Source organism: Brevibacillus sp. 7WMA2 (genome assembly GCF_010748895.1).
In the GTDB taxonomy this organism is placed as follows: domain Bacteria; phylum Bacillota; class Bacilli; order Brevibacillales; family Brevibacillaceae; genus Brevibacillus_B; species Brevibacillus_B halotolerans.
The window spans coordinates 2,442,621-2,461,546 of record NZ_CP048799.1 but is presented as its reverse complement, the minus strand read 5'-3'; the positions used below and the strand labels follow the sequence as shown (position 1 = coordinate 2,461,546).

Below are 18,926 nucleotides of genomic sequence, written 5' to 3'. Positions count from 1 at the left end.
AACAGGTTCTTTACAATAACATGAAAAAGGACCTGTTCTTTTGCATATAGATAGTAGAAAGCATCTTGAATTCCTAGCAAACGCTTCTATTCATGGCGATTTAACATGTACAAACGAGTAAGGACTTGGAATGTTTCCTCTAGGCGAGCTATTAGCAAGTCACCATCTCTTAGAATAGGGTCATCCTTATTAATTGTGATCCCACAAAGAATTTCAGCTTTTTTTACCGTCTGTAGGCGCTGAATAAGCTGTAATAGTCCTTCCTCACCTAACTCATTTTGTGAAGTGCTATGCGGTTGCATATGATCCGGTGACCAATGAAAGTGTCCTGGTACAAGGGACATGATTTTTTTCAAATGCTTTTCCATGTTATGCCCGATTTCCTGTTTAAACGGAGACTCATAAATAAGGGCATACCAAACAAACAGATGAGTACCCCACAATCCAATTTGGAAATGAGGATGTTTTTTGTATCCGCGCTTGTCATTTGCCCAAGCTACCCAGGTATCCTTAGGTGGATTAACTGTACGCCGCGCATGCTTAGCGACATGATAAAACATTTCATCTCCTAGTGCTAGTCCAAGATGAGGAGCAAAATGTTCTCCCAGAAAGGTTAATTTGGGCCGAATTCGATCTTTGATTCCTTCCATTCTTTCGTCTAATCCTTCAATGGAAAATACCTCAAAATCCTCAGAATGAAAGCCAGAAAAAGTAGTCATATGTAAAACTCCTTTCAATTGAGTGCACGATGTGTTCTACGTATTTTCAAATGCCTCTTTCCTTTCTCACAAAACAAAAAGGGCGTAAGAGCCGTGAAGAAAGCGAATCTCTCTCCATATGATATCATACCACACCGATAAGCAGACTATAGGGGACCTTCCCGAAATGTAACTAATTTGGTTTCTTGAACGAAAAACGGGGTAAGTAAGAAATAAAACAGCATTCCCATTCGTATCCAATAGAAAGGAAATAAATGCCATCTCTCACTGGTTTTTCTTGAAAAAGACAAAAATACGTGAATGGGAGTGTAACAAAAATAGCTAAACAGTAATAGAATATACAACCCATTCCCAAGGGCTTATTTATAATCTGACTATTCAGTATATTTTTGGGGGATGAAGTGTATGAAAAAAACCTATAACGAGTTAGAGTACAGCAATATCATTGTCTGGTTTGACCGAACTACCTTCCTTTCATTATTGGATACGCTTCATCAGAATGGATTATCTGTCAGAGTTAAAGAAGCAACTCATTCAATTCGAATGGATATTACAGCAGCTAGTGGTGGACATCAGCTCGTTTTAGTTAAAAGCGGAGAACGTTACAAGCTGGAGGAATATCATTATGCTGTTCGGGACATCAGGTTAGCGATGATCTTGTATCAATTTATTGAACAGGCAAAAGGGCATGCAGTGGTCAAAATCATTAACGAGCACCAAATCCTAGTGAAGAACATCAGATACGGTGAAGCTGTACGAATTGTTAAGATTAAAGGAGCTGAGAAAAAAGTGATCTATGAAAAAGCATGTAATGTGACCATGGACCAAGTGATTGCTGCCCTGAAAAGAAGAGATGCCGAAGAAAGAATTCCTGTATTACGTCTAGAGCTTGACTATGAATTAGCAACCCTATACGATGCCATGCAAAACAGAAATAAGGAACAGATGCAACGCTCAAAGGCACAATTACGATTACTGCGTAAGGAAATGTTATTACTGGAAGTATAGCTGAAATCATGATGGAATGGGCAGGGTGAGAATGAACCTTCAAGACACGGCGTTTAGATGAAAAACGGCTTCTTCGTTAGGAAGAGAGGCCGTTTTTCTTGTTATGGAGCATAAAATGTGTAACTTTTTTACTGGAAACCGTTTCAAGCAATTGATCTCTTAATGGCTTGGCGGTAAAATGGGGTAATATGAAGTTGGTCGAGAAAGGAAGTATTTCTATGCAGCAAGTTTTACTGGCGATTCAGTCACCGTATGTTCTTCTGGGATTATGCGGATTTACAGTGCTGAGCCTCGTGTATATTATCGTGTTACATACTAAAATCAATCGTTTACGAAAAAGAATGAATCGCTTCTTTGTTCGAGGCGAGGGGGACAACCTCGAAGAAATGGTAAATCGCTTGCTTGTAGATATGGATGCATGGGAAGGAAAGCTCAGTGATCAGCAATTTGTAGTGAATCGATTGTCCCAAAAAATGGCGACACAAGCGGGGAGTGTTGCGGTGCATCGGTACAATGCCTTTGGAGAAATGGGAAGTGATTTAAGTTTTTCCTTGGCATTTTTGGATGAACAACAAAACGGGGTAGTGATTACCAGTATTTATGGTCGAGAAGAATCACGGACGTATGCGAAGCCGATTGAAAAAGGAACATCTGTTTACCATTTATCAGAAGAAGAGCTGATGGTAATTAAAAAAGCGATGACTTCTTCTGTGTCCGTTCTATAAAATTGTATAAATCTGCGAGATAGTGATAATATAGGAGGTTTTTCCATGAAAACGTCTGTAAACTCTCTAAATCGCTGTTTTCTTTAGAATCCTGTATTTATTAGGCAGGATTTTTATTTTTGTTTTGTGTATAATAAAGAATAGAGAAGTGTACAAAGATAAAAGTAGGTGATCCGCCTTCATTACCCATTTTGAGTTTAAACTCACGGGGCGGCAAGGTCAGGTTCTACAGCGATCTTTTGTGGATACTTAGCTCCCTTTTCCGCATTACCAGTCAACCAACCAGATACACATACGTAGCCGATTGGTATTTAGGAAAAACAATGAATTGGGGAGATTTGTATGGCACAGCGTTTAGCTACAAATTACGCAAACGCCTTTTTTACAATGACAGAGCAGGAATTAAATCAATTTGTTCAACTCTTTGCAAAGGAAAGAGTTCTCTTAATGGAACAGATATTTGAAAATGGGGATCGTGACATCGTCATTGTGGATGGTAGTTCCGAAATACATCTTGCCTTCCAGAGATTTGAAAACCACTTTATTTGCGACAGTTCCTATACAATCAAAGATATCAGTCTTGCCAACGTGATGCGAAAAGCGATGAAAGCCTTCAGGGGTCACGCTGTTGTGCACAGAATTTACGAAAACTTCACGATTATTTATCATTATGACGAAGGTTCAGTGACAAAGATTGAAGAAGTAAATGACACCGAAGAATCCATCATCTTTGAGCAGGACGGCGCAAACTACGCCAAGGAATTGCAACATCTATATGCACAAACGTCTAGTGAACAGGAAATTACCAAGTTGCGCGAAGAGACGGATCGTCTCCTTGATCTTCGTAATTGGGTAGGGATACACAAGCCAGACACGGTTTCCGTAATTGATCAAAAGTTATCTGCTGTTTCACATCGTTTGTTTGTACTAGAAGCATAAAAGTAAATCAAAAAAAGGGCACTGCTGGTGCCCATTTTTTGTATAAAAATGATCGCTGCTATTGCCTTATAGGCTTCGTTCGTTCAGGTTTTTTGATATTTGTGTGAGATTATTTGTGAAAAAATTTGGTATTTCCAGAAATTTATTTTTAAAAAAGTATTGTATTTTTCTCAAAACCATGATAATTTAAATCTCGTTGGAAAAACTAGATAGGAACCAGGATTCACTTCAAAGGGTGGACCAAAGACCCGCCCCCGTTAGTGAATGACGCAGGTCCTAGCGATGTTTCATTATCACACATGCTAGGAAGGGGGAACCGGAAGAATGGAATATTCTACTTTCGGAAGACACGTTGCCATTGACACATGGGGAGTACAATTTGATTTACTAAATGATGCAGATTTCTTGAAAAAACAAATGGTAGAAGCAGCAGAAGCATGCGGTGCGACTGTTCTAAGTGTACAGTCTAAACAATTTGCACCTCAAGGAGCAACTGTATTGGTTCTTTTGTCGGAAAGCCATCTTTCCATCCACACCTACCCAGAGCGCGGATTTGCCGCTTTGGATTGCTACACATGCGGGGAGACAGTGGATCCGCAGGTTGCCATTGATTACATGGTTTCTGTATTAAAACCGGAGAAAGTCTTTGCTAAAAAACTAATTCGTGGTTTAGGTGAATTAGAAGTTGTGGAACCAGAAATGAAGCTTTCCGCAACAACTAACGCATAAGACAACCCATTATCGAACACAAACAAGCAGAGGCGTCTAGCTAGGAGCAGACGTCTCATTTTTTATTTACACAAAAACAGGGTAGACGAACAACGTCACCCTGTTTTTGTCTTCATTACCGGAATGGAGCAGTTACAGTACGTCCAAGATCAGTTACAAGCGTTCCAAAATCTCTACCAACATTACTGAGACTGCCTGTTACTGTGTTTGGTCCACTCATCATATTAGAGTGGGACGAGTATGAGCGATAGCTGTTATCGATGCTTTTTACACGAGGTATCATCTTGGAATCGGATGTAACATAAACCCGATGATAAGGAGCTGCTTTAACAACAGCATGGTTTACCTCGCGTTCAATGGTCTTGCGGTTTTTATGATCCTTCAATTCAATACCAACAACAGCTTCATTTCCATGGACAACGGTGGTAGCCGATTGAACGCCCTTAACCTTCTTAGCAGATGCTGTAATGCGATCAGCAAGCTCACGGTTATGAACATGATGGGAAGAGGTTAGGGAATGGGACCCATTGTTTGCGTAGCCACGCATACGTGTGTCTGCAGATTGGTAAAAGCCCGTATACGGATAAGTTGCTCTACCGAATCCATTAAAGCCATAGTTATTGACACCATAATTATTAATACCATAACCACCCGTGCCATAACCATTCATGCCGTAACCACTCGTACCATAACCACTCGTACCATAACCATTCATGCCGTAACCACTCGTACCATAACCACTCATGCCGTAACCACTTGTACCATAACCATTCATGCCATAGCCATTGTAGTTACCAGTACCTAACGTTCCATAGCCACTCGTTCTGTAAGATTGGGTTTGAGCACCTTGTTTTGGAGCAGTTCCGCAAGCAGTAACCGCTGTTAACAGTAGAAGACATGAAGCTGTATACAGGATTTTTTTCATGTTTATTGGCCACCTCCATTAGGTAGTGTTAGCAGAAGGCGACCGAATTACTTAGGAAGTACACTCCAAGGAAAGAGCAGGAAAGGCCAGTCCAGGTACATCCCAAAGGGCTTTATCAACAGAAGTTAGATTTTTGGATGAAATTAGTCTAGGACACGAAACTGGCAGTAGCAAGGCGGTTTGCAGAACTGGCTTACCATAACAAAACAGAGTAGCTTGTGGACAAAAAAGCTGGTCTGTTTGTAATGGATGGTAATCATCCGGATGCTCTAATGTAGGGATAAACAACACTTCTGGCTGGCTCAGTAACCAAGATCGAAAGCTTACTCGGTTATTTGTTTGTGCTACTAAACCAAGTGCTATCTCCTGTTCTGGTAGGTCAGGGAGCGGATAGGGGTTTTGTTCACCAAGAGAAAACCTAACAAGAGGACTGCCCCTTCGATCAAAACGATGACTGCCTATACCTGACCGGCGCTTTGGATCATACCATGCCTTTAATCTGGGAGAAGGAGATTTTTTCTGCTGATACGCTATTTGAAAATCCTGTGATAAAAAACAAGGGAGTAACAAATCCTGTAAGGCGTTAGGACTTAACAAGCAAATCGTTTGCTTTGTTGGGGTGAAAAATGAAATCGGCAAAGGATTAAAGCTAGCAAACCAGAGCGCTTCTGTTTGCATATATTCCCAAGCGACCTTGTCGGGCAGCCTACGAAATTCGTAGGAAAAAGGATTCGTAAATAAAGGCTTTAGGTATAAACGGGTTTCTTGCTCGAAAATTTGGACCTGCCTTGAATCAGCATAGGTACGTTTATGCATAGAGATAGCTGCTGTAAAGCCTTCAGGCGGATCAGGTAATGAATGGTTGCTGATATGCTCTGCTAAGGAGCGGTCAAATATACGGGGAGATCCATAATTTATATTGCGTGAAACCAGGTATCGATGATCGGAATGAAAAAAACGGTAAGAAGCCCAGTTTGCTAAAGGCAATTCTGGCTGCTGCAATAAAGTTGGGGTAATGGCGTGTAAGGAAATGCTCCCATCTTGCCAAATCAAGCCAAGCTCTCCCTGAAATGATAACTGGTTGTGAACGGTAGAGGGAAGAAGGTGCTCTTCTTCCAAATAAAAGCGAAAAGCAGCTAAGCCTTTGGAAGAATCGGCTAAAGTAGCCAGTAGCTTTTCTTGGAAAGCATTGATTACATCAGTAGCAATTTCTTCATGAAAAAGTAGAGAGCTATTCAAATAAAAGCCTCCTTTACAGAATTTTTAAACAAATGTAACGGAAAATCCACTTCATTTACGACCAAAAAACGGTAAGATGAGTAGGTGAAACATGTACTTTTTTATCCTAGCTCAATTAACAGATAGGCAGGAGCTGTTACACAAAATGTAGTGGAATGTGGCTCGGTTACTGTACGATTCGCTCCCCATCCGCAAATAATAGAAGAAAAAATCTTGCTGATTCGACCATGAATCCAGCCCGTATGCATCTGCTTAAAACTGGTAGGATGACAGCAGTCTCGGACTAATAAAAAATAACAGTCCATTTGTTCGCTGTGATATAGATGCTGATAACCGCTCAATATAAGAGGAGGGACTTTTTCATCCATGTGAAGAAGTGGCGGCGAAGGAATTTCGTCCTCTGATAACAGCGTTGGTAAGGAATAAAGGAAATGGGCCCCTGTTAAGTCCTCTGGTTCGTCCAGATCAACGGCAGATTCCTCTAATATGGAGATAGAGGGGTATAAGGTCCCGATGGAATGAAATGGTTGATAATCCTTATGGCCTTCCAATGAAGCAAGCTGTAATCGTGATGCCGTGTGTAATAATTGTCGTCTATGAGAAGGCTGCTGCAAGTAGAGTCGCAAAAGACCTGCAAAAATTTCGGTATTAACCCAGAAAAGCTGGGGGACATTTAATTGGGATGGGGCTACTCTTTTCTGTTGATCTCTATGATTGATCTGAGTAATGGAGAGCCGATTTGCCAGTTGGGTATACAAATTTGTTATAAGCGAGTTCATAGTAAGGTGCCATTGATCAAAAAAGGTGGCACCATCTTGATATTGCATGAATCTAGCTTGAGGTCTTACTTGAGATGTAGCTTGTAGTGTCACACGCCAAAATTGCGACTCATAAAAGCAACCGTCACTACGACAGAGCCAATGCTTCTCTTGTTGTATTTTTATTTTAGACTGCAACGTGTTCGGTAATTTTTCTTGGAAAAATCGTTTATGCTCTAAGCCCATTTTACTGATTAGGAAATGCCAATCATGAAATTCACCTAACGTCTCTAAAGTAGTTGGGGGCGGGAGCTGTTTTTCATGTTCGCAAAACCTTTGGAAGATTTTCCATCTATTCTCATATAAGGCAAGGTTATTACGAGCTTGATGAAAGGCGGCAATTGCAGCGGATTCGGTTAGGTGAAAGATGGTGGCTTGTCCCATCTCTTTTTTTGTTGACCAGAGCGTTACGCGTAAAATACTATGCATGCAGGATTGTTGAAAGTCAGCAAGTCCATTGCTCCAGGAGAAGGTCTGAGACTGACATTCGGTGATGTGAATAGTCAGCAGTAAGCCAAATTGATCAGCAAGCCGTAATAATCTTGAACAAATGGATGATGAGGTAGGCGGTCGGACAAATGGATCAGTGGCATGGGGCATATCAATTCCTCCTTCCGTGCTATAGAGCCATTTCGTTCAGTGTAACATGTGCGGCAGTCAAGATATGGCAAAGCATGACGGAGGAAATAGCGAAAGTTCTCGACAAGAATCGGGTATTTCTCCACATTTTATAGATTGTAAAATAAGCCTATTACCTGTTATTATGGAGTGTATGCAAACACGAGGAGGAACTTATGAAACGCCTTGATATTCGTAATATCGCAATTATTGCCCACGTTGACCACGGGAAAACGACACTGGTTGACAAACTTCTAATTCAGTCCGGTACATTCCGTAGCAACCAACATGTGGCTGAACGTATGATGGATTCCAACGATCTAGAACGTGAACGTGGAATTACAATCCTAGCGAAAACCACATCTGTAAAATATATGGATTACACCATTAACATCCTGGACACGCCTGGACACGCCGATTTCGGTGGAGAAGTAGAGCGTATCATGAGCATGGTAGATGGTGTTTTGTTGATTGTTGATGCTTTTGAAGGTTGCATGCCGCAAACTCGTTTCGTTTTACGTAAAGCATTAGAAGCAAATGTGACGCCGATCGTTGTTGTGAACAAGATCGACCGTGATAACGCTCGTCCACAAGAAGTGATCAATGAAGTCTATGATCTATTTATTGATCTAGATGCTACAGAAGAGCAATTGGACTTCCCAATCGTATATGCTTCTGGTATTAAAGGAATTGCTGGTAAAGAGCCAGATAACTTATCAGAAGACTTAAAACCATTATTTGATACAATTATTGAAGGCATTCCAGCTCCTGAAGCAAATGAAGAGGAGCCGCTACAATTCCAAGTAACGATGCTTGATTATAACGATTTCCTAGGTCGTATTGGTATTGGTCGCGTTTATCGTGGCGTTATCAATCTAAATGACCAAGTATCCGTAGTAAAACGCGACGGCAGCATTAAGAGAATGCGTGTACAGAAGCTATTTGGTTTCCAAGGTCTGAACCGTGTGGAACAAAAAACAGCTCGTGCAGGTGATATTATTGCTGTTGCTGGTTTAGAGGATATTAACGTAGGGGAAACGGTTTGCAACGCTGATAAGCCAGATCCATTGCCATTATTGAAAATTGATGAGCCTACACTGCAAATGACCTTCTTGGTTAACAACAGTCCATTTGCTGGTAAAGAAGGAAAGCACGTTACCTCTCGTAAACTACGCGATCGCTTAATGGCTGAGCTTGAAACAGATGTATCCTTGCGTGTTGAAGAATCTGATTCAGCAGATGCATTCATTGTTTCTGGACGCGGTGAGTTGCACTTGTCTATCTTGGTTGAAAACATGCGTCGTGAAGGCTACGAGCTAGGAGTTTCCAAACCAGAAGTAATCATCCGTGAAATTGATGGTGTGAAAATGGAACCAACTGAGCGCCTTATCATTGATGTTCCAGAAGAGCACACGGGTCCTGTAATGGAAACATTGGGAGCTCGTAAAGCTGAAATGGTGAACATGATTAACAATGGTTTTGGACAAGTTCGTTTGGAATTCCTAATTCCTTCTCGCGGATTGATCGGTTATCGTACCGAGTTCATGACCATTACACGTGGTTACGGTATCCTGAATCACTCCTTTGATAGCTATCGCCCGGTTGTACCTGGTATCGTAGGTGGCCGCCGTGCAGGTGTATTGATTTCAAATGATACTGGTACTGCAAGCACATATGGCTTAATGTCAGTAGAAGATCGTGGCGTCATGTTTATCCACCCAGGTACTGATGTATATGAGGGTATGATTGTTGGAGAACATAGCCGTGATAATGACTTGACTGTTAATGTCATCAAGGAAAAGCACGCTACCAACGTTCGTTCTGCTAACAAGGATGAAACAGTTAAAATGAAAACTCCGCGTATCTTATCGTTGGAAGAAGCACTTGAGTACTTAAACGATGACGAACTGTGTGAAGTAACACCTCAATCCGTTCGACTACGTAAAAAATACTTGAACAAGTCAGATCGTGAACGTTATAACAAAACAAGACGCTTTGATTAAAAATTCGTCTTGCTAGCGTACAAATAAATGAGGGAAATCAGCCGTTTTGGAAGCACTCCAAGGCGGCTTTTCTTTTGACTAGGCAAGCAAAGATTGCTACAGTAGACATGTTAGACATAAAGCTCATAGACAAGAAAACCACGAGGTGAAATAGATTGAAAATTGGATGTCATATTAGTGTAGCAAAAGGATTAGAAAAGGCTGCTATGCAAGCCGTTCATCTGGGAGCAGAATCCTTTCAGGTGTTCACGAAGAACCCACGGGGACTTAAACCTAAAAAAATTGACCACAAAGATGCAAACAAAGGCGTAGAAATTATGACCAAGCATGGCATTACGCTGGTGTGCCATACGCCTTATATTACCAATCTCTCAACACCGAAAGAGGATTTACAGGAAGTAACCATTCGCTCCATCGCTGAGGATTTGCACATTGCCGAGGTGTATGGTGCCGTTGGCGCTGTAGTTCATTGCGGTAAGCATGTGGGAGAAGGCGAGGAATACGGTACCAAGCGCATGGTTGAAACCCTTGATTTAATTCTTGAGCAATACAATGGCCCCGTGAAGCTTTTACTGGAAAATACGGCTGGACAAGGTACCGAGCTTGGTTTAACCATTCGGGCATTAGTTGCCATTCGCGAAGCAACTAAATATCCAGAGAAAATTGGATATTGCTTTGATACATGTCATGCTTTTGCTGCAGGACAATGGGATGAAGAATCCTTTGATAAATTATTGGAGGACATGGAGCAGACCGGGTATTTGGATCATCTAGTTTGCATCCATTTTAATGATAGTAAAGTTCCTTATGGTAGTCGAAAAGACAGACACGAAAAGATTGGGAAAGGTGAAATTGGTAGCGATGCATTAGCAAAATTCTTGCGCTCTGAAAAATTGCAGCATTTGCCTGTTGTTCTTGAAACACCAGTCGATGATGAACAGGAATACGCAGAGGAAATGGTTTACATTCGTAACCTAAAAGGATAAGAATAAAAGGAGAGGTAGAGAATGGAGTTATTAGAGCTAGCGTCCATTTATGACCCTGCAAATCCCGAGGTATTAACATGGTATGATCATTTTTTTATGTGGGCTGATTTACAACGTTATTGGATCATTTTTGTGTATTTATTACTTGTTTATTATCTGGGGTTTGCGGAAAGGATACGCATGCCTATACTAAAAACGGCTCTATTGATTATCCTACTCTTGCTCGGTTCTGTTATTTTTGCCATCCTAGATACACAACTACCGGTGCGTGGTGGATTATTTGTAGCTATTATTATTCTGACCATTGTCAAATTACGTACGAGTACCAAGCGTACTCGTGATACAGAGGCGAAATCATGAGACTAGCCGATGCTTTGTTTAACTGGCTGCAAATTCGAGTCGTCGTGGATTTTCGAAATAACGATCGTTCTGCAAGCGATACAGAGGCTTTTTTTCAGCAGATTTTGCGTGAGGATCATAAGGTAGATCAACTTCAGGTCCAAATGGAAGAAGCTAGATATCTTGTGACGTATACAATTGATAACCAGCTGCATGAAATGTCTTTTGATCGTGAAGCTGTAGACGCTTTGTTGACTGCAATTGAGAATGAACCTACATATGCAGATTAAGGGAAGACATTCCTTGCAAGTCTTTTAAAACGCAAAACGATCATGGTAAAGGAATAAGGTTAAAAGCTCTGCCAGCTTAACAGCGGCAGAGCTTTTGTTTGTTGAATGCTTCTCGTCTTGAGTAATACAATCAATCGCGTAATGCATTAATCGTACCTAATACGATATGGGCTAGTCCAAAACCTGCTACACCCCAGGCATAAGGGTTCGTATAACCATTATCGTTATATTTTGTTTTTACGAAGCTAAGTCCAGCAGCAGTTACAATTGTACCAAGCAGGATTGGGACGATTCCCTTTGGCATCGAAATCACCTCCGAGCTTAGTATGACACACTAATTATTCTCCACTCCTGTAAGTTTTGGCTTACTTTGCGCAACCTTTCCTGACCAAGAACCGTCTAGGGAACAGATCATTTGCAAAGGGGCAGGTTTCATGAATAAAAAAGTAATGACTTTATCGGTAGGAGTTGTGTCCGCTGGCGTACTTTTTGCTGTCGTTCCGATGATGGCTAACGCTGACAATGAAATGAAGTTATCTAACACAGCTACCTCAGCTACAAAAACAACGGCTTCCACAGATAAAGAGACGCCTTTATTATCCAGCCATGCAAAAAATATGACGCCAGCAGGCCAAGTAAGGGAAAATTATTTATATAACATAGAGAATCTAGAAAAGGAAAATAAGCTGTTTTTGCAGATGCTCCTACAAGATTATAAGGATCGTCTATATGTTGTCGTAAAAGACCCAAATATGAACTTTGAGAAAAAGCTCAAGGATGTTATTGAAGAGTATGGAGATGAGTGGCAAAGTATTTTCAAAGAAGATTTTGACCATATTTATCTGTCTGTACGGGCGTTAGAGAAAGGGTTTGATTCCTACTCGGAAGAAACAACAAACGGTATAACGACAGTCGCTGGCAAGGTGGAACCAGGTATAACAAGGGTGGTTATCACTTCTGAAAAAGGAAATAAGGTAGAAGTGCTTCAATTCTCTTCAAAGCAGACGTTTCGTGTAAGCATGCCGCAAGCATCTGCAGGGGAATTGCTAACACTACAGGCTTATCAGCAGAATAAATTAGTAGAAAGTACTAAATTGCGAATTAAAGAAGCACCTGTACGTACCGAAAATGCATTGATTTATTCTCTGGCAAAATATAATTCACAAAAGAACGAGATCTCCTTCCAAGGGAAAGTAAAGAGCTCCGCTGATCAAGTCAAAATTACGTATAACGGAATAACTAAAGAAATCCCGATCAAACAATTCTGGAGCTATGTAGGTTCCTTCTCATGGCAATTGCCAGTAACAGGTGATACAATCCCATCTTCTGCTAGTGTGGAGGTCTTTTCTAAGGGGAGGCTCATTGATCGTCAAACCATTCAGGTCATAAATATCTGGAAGGGTGTAGATGGAGTCTGGGATATGTTTAAACAATGGCAGGGGGATGCCTTTTTCGATAATAAAGATAAGATGCTTCGTTTAAAGGGAAAATGGAATGAGCTAAGGGAAAAATTAGAGAAATTACCGAAACAGGCCTTAGATTCAATGAAAGTAGTAGTAACCTTCCCGGATGGCAAGAAGCATGAACAAAAAATAGAAGCTATCATTGAACAGGGGAATCGTGATGAGTATGTGTTAAAATTCCCGTTCAAGGGTTCTAATCATCAGATTACAGCAGTACATGTTGCTTTTTATCATGGGGATAACTTGTTGTATGAGCAAGACGTAGAGGTTAAAAACTATGCGAAGGTAAAGTCAACTGATACCCCTCAATATGATAAAGAACAGCAAAAAGAACAAAAAAAGCAAGAGAAAGAACAAAAAAAGAAAGAAAAGGAGCAGGAAAAACGAAAGAGCTTGAAAGAAAAGTGGGAAAGTCATTGGCGAGACAAATAAAGTAGAGCAAAATGGATAGAAAAAGTCAGGACACGGCTATGTCCTGGCTTTTTGACGTAGTTGAAACCTTTATGGACGATAAGATTGTACATACGCAATAATTTCCCTTATGAAATCTCCAATAATAGGAATGGACAAAAATTTTGATAAAAGAGAACCTAAAAACGCTAGAACAATGGCCGTACCAATGGTTAGTCCTAATCCTCTAGCTAAGCCTGCGACAAAATTCGTCCAGATTAAACGTCGCGGGGTCGTATAATTAATAATGATATCAATCAATCGAATTTCTTCCAAAAACAGACCTATTTTGTGCAGAGTAACATTCAATTGGCGAACCTGTTGCAATTCCTCTATTGCCTTTTCTAATTCTTGCACGAGACGATCGGGGGAAGCGGGTGGGGTGCTCATAAATCTCTCCTCCTTATGTTTGTGATAAGAATGGTATCTTTTTAATATGTCATCATTGCTAGAGCACGTAAGCCCATGTACAATAAACAATATGTAATGAAAAGAGGAGGATGATGATATGGCAGAAACAGTAGCACAATCATTATCTGAAGAATTGTTTGAATATCTACAACATGAACGTTATGTAACAGTAGGAAGCATTGATTACGAGACAAAGGCCCCAGTTTTAAGTGCGATATCCTGGGTAGTGGCATTAGATAATCATACGATTCGAATTGCTCTGGATAGTCGTTCTCGGATTCTTACAAATGTAAGTCAGGACCCAAAAGTAGTACTTAATTTAATTGGCTGTGGTTCTACTTATGCGATTAATGGAATCGCTAAGATTATAGCAGACAAAATGGAAGGCGTGCCGCTTAAATTAGGCATGCTAGAAGTCAAAATTGAAAGCGTACGAGATATTATGTTTTATGGTTCTCGTATCAGTGTAGAGCCACAATATGAAAAGACCTATGATCAAAATGCAGCGGCTAAGCTAGATCAACAGGTAATGACAGCTCTTCGAACATTAGCTATTACTTAGCATAAGCGAAAAGATTCGGGCTCATGCAAGCTTTTAAAAAAACAATAATAATTGTTTACAAAAAAGAAAGATGGTTATCCCATCTTTCTTTTTGTTTTATATACATAAAAAATATCACGTAGGCAATAAAAAAGGCTAACTAGTCATATAAGCTGGATAGTTATCCCTCTGTCCATTACTTCATACGCAGAAATCAGGAAACATTAAGCTTCTGCTGTAAAAGTAATAGAACGCTCATACATTTTAGCTGCTTGCTCAAAGCGCTGATTCTTTAAATGGATGTGACCCAATAATTGGTAGGTTTTAATTAAAAACGCTTGCATATTCTTGATTGTAAAATAACCTCTTGCATTTTCTAGATGGACGAGAGCTTCATCATCTTCTCCCTGCATCAACATTACTTCAGCTAAGATAAATTGTGCTTCAGCCAGCATTTTTTCATTATCAGAAGAAATCACGGATTGACAAAGGGCTTTTGCTTCGTCTAAACATTTTTGTAAACGATATACATCAGCTAGAGCGATACGTGTAAAATTCAGAAGCTCGTCTTCAAGTTGATTCGATAAGAATTTCTGAGCTTGTTTCAGACAGGTTTCTGCTTTATCGTACACCATTGTTTCTTTATACATAAGCCCTAGGTTCAATTGTACTTCCGCTAAACGAACCGGATTGTTGGCGATTTCAAAAATAGATAGGGCTTGTCTATAGAAGGATTCTGCTTCTTGATATTGTTGAATTTGATGATAACAATTTCCTAGCGATAAATAAAGATCGCCGCTCTTATATAAGATCCCATAATTTTTGTTTAATTCCTTTGCTTGCTGTAAGTGCTCAATTGCTGAATAAAATTCACCTAATTTACTATGCATACTTCCTACATGCAACAAAACAGAAATACGCAATAGGCCACTAATTTCATATCGATTTAATAATTGAAGTGCTTCGTTCAACAGATGAACGGCTTTTTCCGGTTGATCGTGCTCACAATAGAAGTGACCGAGGGAGTCTAGAGCGCGAATCAGGACAGTAGGGTTATCTGAGTCTTGGGTGAGAACAATACTATTGCTATAGTGATCTTCTGCTTGTTCCAAGCGACCGTCCACTTCAGCTATCTTTCCTTTTGCCCAGAGATACACACCCTCTTCAGATTGTGGAATAACAGCACCTTGAAGCTTTAACAACCACTTACGGGCAATTTCCCACTCCTGTTCATCAATACGATTAATAATGTGGCGTAAGGAATTTTGAATTTCGACAAGCGTGAAAGAAGGGTTTTCGGTTTCAGTCCATAGTTCTTTAATTTCGGTATGTAGTCGTTTTGCCAATTGTTCCAAAATTTCAGGCGAAGGAATAACCTGACCTTTTTCGATTTGACTGACATAGCTGCGATTACAAATGCCTTCTGCCAAATCTCCTTGTGTCATCTTTAGCCTTTTGCGGAATTCGCGCAGTCTTTTTCCTACTTGCGTCATATAGCAAACACCCTTGTTATTAATTTTGATTGTTTCGTGAATATTATCATTATACAACTTATTATACAAAATGTAACAATTAAATTTAGGTTGTGAAAGAAAAAGACAGTATCAAAATTAAAGTTTTAGTCTAAGTAAGCAGTCTTTTTTTATTAGCAAATATAAACAAACACGAAAAAGAGGCGATATAAAGCCTCTTTTTCGTGTTTGTTAAAAGTATATTGATATAATAAATTCATTATAGTGCTCATCCGTTTAATTGTGCAGCAAAGATAAACGAGCAATTTTTTCGGGTTGTTGGGAATGCGTACTGATTCTAAGAAGCACCTCATAGGAACGTACCACATACTGAGTAGATCGTTCAGCCGTAAAATATTGCATAGCTTGTTCTAAATGATAGAGTGCTTGCTCATAATGCTCACAATCGGTCAAAATATTAGCATAATTCAGGTTGATCTCTGCTAATAAATGTGAGTTATTACAATTGTGAATGATGCTTTCACAGAGCCCTTTTGCGCGTTGGTAGTAACCCATATCCCGATAAAGATGAGCTAGCTCGTTTGTAGCGTTGTTAAACCAATGCTTTTGGTCTAATTTTTGTAAAATATCAATAGCTTTTAACAAGTACTCTTCGGATTTTTCATAGCATTTCGTTACCCGATACAAGATGCCTAAGTTATTGTAGGTATTAGCAATTAACTTTTCATCTGGTACGAGCTTTAGTACATCCAGGGCAAGAAGGTTATATTTTTCAGCCTGCTCATGCTGGTGTAGATGCAGATGACAAATAGCTAAGCCCATGTAAATAGAGGTACTCTTGTACATGGTTCCATACGCATCATTCAATTGGACTGCTTGGTTTAGTAGCTCGATGGCTGAATAGTACTCTTCTAAACTTCCATGCATTTTAGCAGACGTATATAGAAGGGAAATGCGTAATAAACCACCAATCTCAAAACGATTCACCAATTGTAATGCTTCGCTTAAGAATGGTATCGCTTTTTTCGCCTGACGAGTCATTCCATAGTAATCTCCTAGGGATTGAAGACTACGCACTAAGGAAACAGGATCATCTACGTCGCGAGCAAGAGAGATGCTTTCGAGCAATAGCTCCTCTACTTCCTCAAACCGCTGATCATGTAAGGCTAATTCTGCTTTGGCCCATAAATATATGCATTGATCCTCCGTTCGTAGCTGCTGACCTTTTAATTTAAAGATCCACTTGCGCGAAATCTCAATATCATTTGCTTCTAAGCGGTTCACAACATGCCGCAATGCATTTTGAATTTCTACCTCAGAAAATCCAATAGGCGATTCCGATTCAGTCCACAGTTCTTTTAAATCGGTTTGTAAACGCTTAGCCAATTGATCAAGAATTTCAGGTGATGGTATAACATTTCCCTTTTCGATTTGACTAACATAACTACGGTTGCAAATACCAACAGACAATTCTTCTTGAGTCATACGTAGGTTTTTACGGAAGTAACGTAAACGCTTACCAACATGTGTCACAAATATATCCACCTTTTCCCGTTTTTATTTTTTATTATACATAGAAATTACTAAATTGACATATTTTTCTTACTATTATAAGATATATTTGTAAGCAAAATTGCAAAAGGTCAATGGGGGTGCATTTTTATGAAGAAGCTCGGATCCGACGCTTGGGGCTAATTGCTTATTTTTTATTGTTAATTTTACCGCCATTTTATTGATCCTCTCGATCTAATAAAAAGTTCCTCACTACTAGTGAGGAACTTTCAGGCTGTGGACAAACTCTTCTTAAGCTACTGCTATAAGGGGAGTTTGTTTTATTTTTTGCTGGTAAAAGGTTAGTAGTTGAAGAAGCTTACGCTTCTCCTTTTCAGGATTCCAAAGCCACGTAGCGAGCTTTTTTAAATTCATAGAAGCAAAAACAAGCATCACCTGCATGGTCACTTTTTTAATCCCTCGTAAAGTGGTCCATCTCAAGCCATGCTTTTCCTTCAAATCTGCAAATACTCGCTCAATCGTTTCTTTTCTTTTTGAATAGATTTCCTTATTTTTGAGTGTATGTCTAAGATGATCAGCTTCTTCTATATATTCTGCCCATATATGACGACTGATTTTTTTCACTGTATCCTTGCTATTTGTACATTGGTTCCGAAAGGCACAATCTTTGCAAATTGATGGATTCGATCTGTATATTCGATACCCCTCACGGGTTGTTGTCTCATAAGACAATACTTCATTTGCAGGGCAAACATAGCAATCATAATATTCATCATAAGCATATTCGTATTTCTTAAAGAATCCCTCCTTTGTACGTGGTCGTGTATATGGCATTGCAGGACGTATACCAGAAGTAATGAGGGTTTTAGCAATATAAGGGGTTTTATAGCCTGCATCTACTGCTACTGCATAGGGTTTTCCTACTTGATGAATAGCTTGATTTAATACATCCTGAAACATTTGACTGTCGTGAACGTTAGCAGCTGTTACTTTTGCACTCAATATAAATCCGTTCTTATCGCTTGCGGCATGGAAGGAGTATGCAAATAATCTTTCTTTTTCATCCTTAATAAACCAACCACTATCAGGATCAGTAGTGCTCAACTTCACTTCCTTTTGTATAGACTCAGACTTTTTTGGCAAGGGTTTCTTTCCGTGATCGATCCTATCCTGATTTAATTCTTCTTCTAAATAAGATAGATATTTTTTAGGTTCTTGTTCAACTATGGTCTTTCTGTATTTCTTCTTATTCGCATTAGCCTTTACGTGAGTAGAATCAATAAACATAACAGAAGAATTAACAAATCGATGCTTAAGAGCTTCTCCAAGAATATGTGCAAAAATGGTTTCAAAGAGATCTGTATCTTGAAAACGGCGAGCATAATTTTTACCGAAGGTAGAGAAATGAGGTACTGGTTGAGTGAAGTCATAACCGATAAACCACCGATAAGCTACATTCGTTTCCAGTTCTTTAATTGTCTGACGCATAGATTTTATACCAAATAAATATTGAATAAATACGATCTTTATTAGCACAACAGGGTCGATACTTGGTCTCCCATTATCTTCCGAATATTTGTCTTTTACAAGATCATATATAAAAGTAAAATCAATTGCTTTCTCAATTTTACGAACTAAATGATCAGAAGGGACAAGTTCATCTAACGAAACAAAGGACAGTTGGTAACGGCCTTCTGCATCTTGTCTTTTTAACAAGTAACTCACTCCTTTCTGCTATA

Annotated in this window: 19 protein-coding genes; 10 read left to right on the top strand and 9 right to left on the bottom strand. The window is 39.6% G+C overall.

Going from position 1 to position 18,926, the window contains the following annotated elements; translation table 11 throughout:
• Positions 1-86: 86 nt before the first annotated feature.
• Positions 87-719, bottom strand: coding sequence for a YktB family protein (locus tag GOP56_RS09810; protein ID WP_003336628.1), 633 nt, complete (start codon positions 717-719; stop codon positions 87-89).
• Between the two features lie 405 nt (positions 720-1,124).
• On the opposite strand from GOP56_RS09810, the gene GOP56_RS09805 reads away from it, so the two are divergent.
• The 4 genes from GOP56_RS09805 (at position 1,125) to speD (ending at position 4,120) form a co-directional block, all read left to right on the top strand.
• Positions 1,125-1,727: a hypothetical protein gene (locus GOP56_RS09805; protein WP_003345517.1), complete on the top strand. Its 603-nt coding sequence runs from the start codon at positions 1,125-1,127 to the stop codon at positions 1,725-1,727.
• Positions 1,728-1,945: 218 nt separating this feature from the next.
• Positions 1,946-2,452: a DUF4446 family protein gene (locus GOP56_RS09800; protein WP_022584266.1), complete on the top strand. Its 507-nt coding sequence runs from the start codon at positions 1,946-1,948 to the stop codon at positions 2,450-2,452.
• A 342-nt stretch (positions 2,453-2,794) separates the two neighbouring features.
• Positions 2,795-3,391 (top strand): hypothetical protein, encoded by a 597-nt coding sequence (locus GOP56_RS09795; protein ID WP_003336631.1) that lies wholly within the window; start codon positions 2,795-2,797, stop codon positions 3,389-3,391.
• A 324-nt stretch (positions 3,392-3,715) separates the two neighbouring features.
• Entirely contained in the window at positions 3,716-4,120 is a 405-nt protein-coding gene (gene speD / locus GOP56_RS09790) for an adenosylmethionine decarboxylase (RefSeq protein WP_003336632.1), read from the top strand.
• A 115-nt stretch (positions 4,121-4,235) separates the two neighbouring features.
• Here the strand turns inward: speD and GOP56_RS09785 are convergent, their stop codons facing one another.
• The 3 genes from GOP56_RS09785 to GOP56_RS09775 all read right to left on the bottom strand — a co-directional run bounded on the left by GOP56_RS09785 (position 4,236) and on the right by GOP56_RS09775 (position 7,702).
• Positions 4,236-5,045 (bottom strand): YhcN/YlaJ family sporulation lipoprotein, encoded by an 810-nt coding sequence (locus GOP56_RS09785; protein WP_163245459.1) that lies wholly within the window; start codon positions 5,043-5,045, stop codon positions 4,236-4,238.
• A gap of 51 nt (positions 5,046-5,096) precedes the next feature.
• Positions 5,097-6,284, bottom strand: a complete 1,188-nt coding sequence (locus GOP56_RS09780) for a hypothetical protein (RefSeq protein ID WP_163245458.1) — start codon at positions 6,282-6,284, stop codon at positions 5,097-5,099.
• Positions 6,285-6,385: 101 nt separating this feature from the next.
• Complete coding sequence (locus tag GOP56_RS09775; protein ID WP_163245457.1) at positions 6,386-7,702, bottom strand: hypothetical protein; 1,317 nt, start codon at positions 7,700-7,702, stop codon at positions 6,386-6,388.
• 194 nt (positions 7,703-7,896) lie between these two features.
• Here GOP56_RS09775 and typA point away from each other — a divergent pair, with 194 nt between their 5' ends.
• The 4 genes from typA to GOP56_RS09755 all read left to right on the top strand — a co-directional run bounded on the left by typA (position 7,897) and on the right by GOP56_RS09755 (position 11,338).
• On the top strand, positions 7,897-9,723 hold the full coding sequence (typA, locus tag GOP56_RS09770; RefSeq protein ID WP_003345512.1) for a translational GTPase TypA: 1,827 nt from the start codon (positions 7,897-7,899) through the stop codon (positions 9,721-9,723).
• A gap of 155 nt (positions 9,724-9,878) precedes the next feature.
• Positions 9,879-10,709 carry a deoxyribonuclease IV gene (locus GOP56_RS09765; protein ID WP_163245456.1) on the top strand — a complete coding sequence of 277 codons (831 nt, stop codon included), beginning with the start codon at positions 9,879-9,881 and terminating at the stop codon, positions 10,707-10,709.
• A gap of 21 nt (positions 10,710-10,730) precedes the next feature.
• Positions 10,731-11,069 carry a YlaH-like family protein gene (locus tag GOP56_RS09760; protein ID WP_003336638.1) on the top strand — a complete coding sequence of 113 codons (339 nt, stop codon included), beginning with the start codon at positions 10,731-10,733 and terminating at the stop codon, positions 11,067-11,069.
• On the top strand, positions 11,066-11,338 hold the full coding sequence (locus GOP56_RS09755; protein ID WP_121472647.1) for a hypothetical protein: 273 nt from the start codon (positions 11,066-11,068) through the stop codon (positions 11,336-11,338). The genes GOP56_RS09760 and GOP56_RS09755 overlap by 4 nt, the downstream gene beginning before the upstream one ends.
• 130 nt (positions 11,339-11,468) lie before the next feature.
• Here GOP56_RS09755 and GOP56_RS23360 read toward each other — a convergent pair whose 3' ends face one another.
• Positions 11,469-11,642, bottom strand: coding sequence for a hypothetical protein (locus tag GOP56_RS23360; protein WP_003336640.1), 174 nt, complete (start codon positions 11,640-11,642; stop codon positions 11,469-11,471).
• A 130-nt stretch (positions 11,643-11,772) separates the two neighbouring features.
• Between GOP56_RS23360 and GOP56_RS09750 the strand changes: the two genes are divergently transcribed.
• Positions 11,773-13,233: a hypothetical protein gene (locus GOP56_RS09750; RefSeq protein WP_163245455.1), complete on the top strand. Its 1,461-nt coding sequence runs from the start codon at positions 11,773-11,775 to the stop codon at positions 13,231-13,233.
• 69 nt (positions 13,234-13,302) lie between these two features.
• Here GOP56_RS09750 and GOP56_RS09745 read toward each other — a convergent pair whose 3' ends face one another.
• Positions 13,303-13,641 (bottom strand): DUF5665 domain-containing protein, encoded by a 339-nt coding sequence (locus tag GOP56_RS09745; RefSeq protein ID WP_022584272.1) that lies wholly within the window; start codon positions 13,639-13,641, stop codon positions 13,303-13,305.
• Between the two features lie 118 nt (positions 13,642-13,759).
• Between GOP56_RS09745 and GOP56_RS09740 the strand changes: the two genes are divergently transcribed.
• Positions 13,760-14,224: a pyridoxamine 5'-phosphate oxidase family protein gene (locus GOP56_RS09740; protein ID WP_003336643.1), complete on the top strand. Its 465-nt coding sequence runs from the start codon at positions 13,760-13,762 to the stop codon at positions 14,222-14,224.
• A gap of 203 nt (positions 14,225-14,427) precedes the next feature.
• On the opposite strand, the gene GOP56_RS09735 is transcribed toward GOP56_RS09740, so the two are convergent.
• From GOP56_RS09735 to GOP56_RS09725, 3 genes are all read right to left on the bottom strand, one after another.
• A complete protein-coding gene (locus tag GOP56_RS09735; RefSeq protein ID WP_003336644.1) occupies positions 14,428-15,696 on the bottom strand; it encodes a helix-turn-helix domain-containing protein in 1,269 nt (422 codons plus the stop codon).
• Between the two features lie 255 nt (positions 15,697-15,951).
• Positions 15,952-17,208 carry a tetratricopeptide repeat protein gene (locus GOP56_RS09730; protein ID WP_003342579.1) on the bottom strand — a complete coding sequence of 419 codons (1,257 nt, stop codon included), beginning with the start codon at positions 17,206-17,208 and terminating at the stop codon, positions 15,952-15,954.
• 270 nt (positions 17,209-17,478) lie between these two features.
• Complete coding sequence (locus tag GOP56_RS09725; RefSeq protein WP_163245454.1) at positions 17,479-18,903, bottom strand: IS1182 family transposase; 1,425 nt, start codon at positions 18,901-18,903, stop codon at positions 17,479-17,481.
• Positions 18,904-18,926 lie beyond the last annotated feature (23 nt).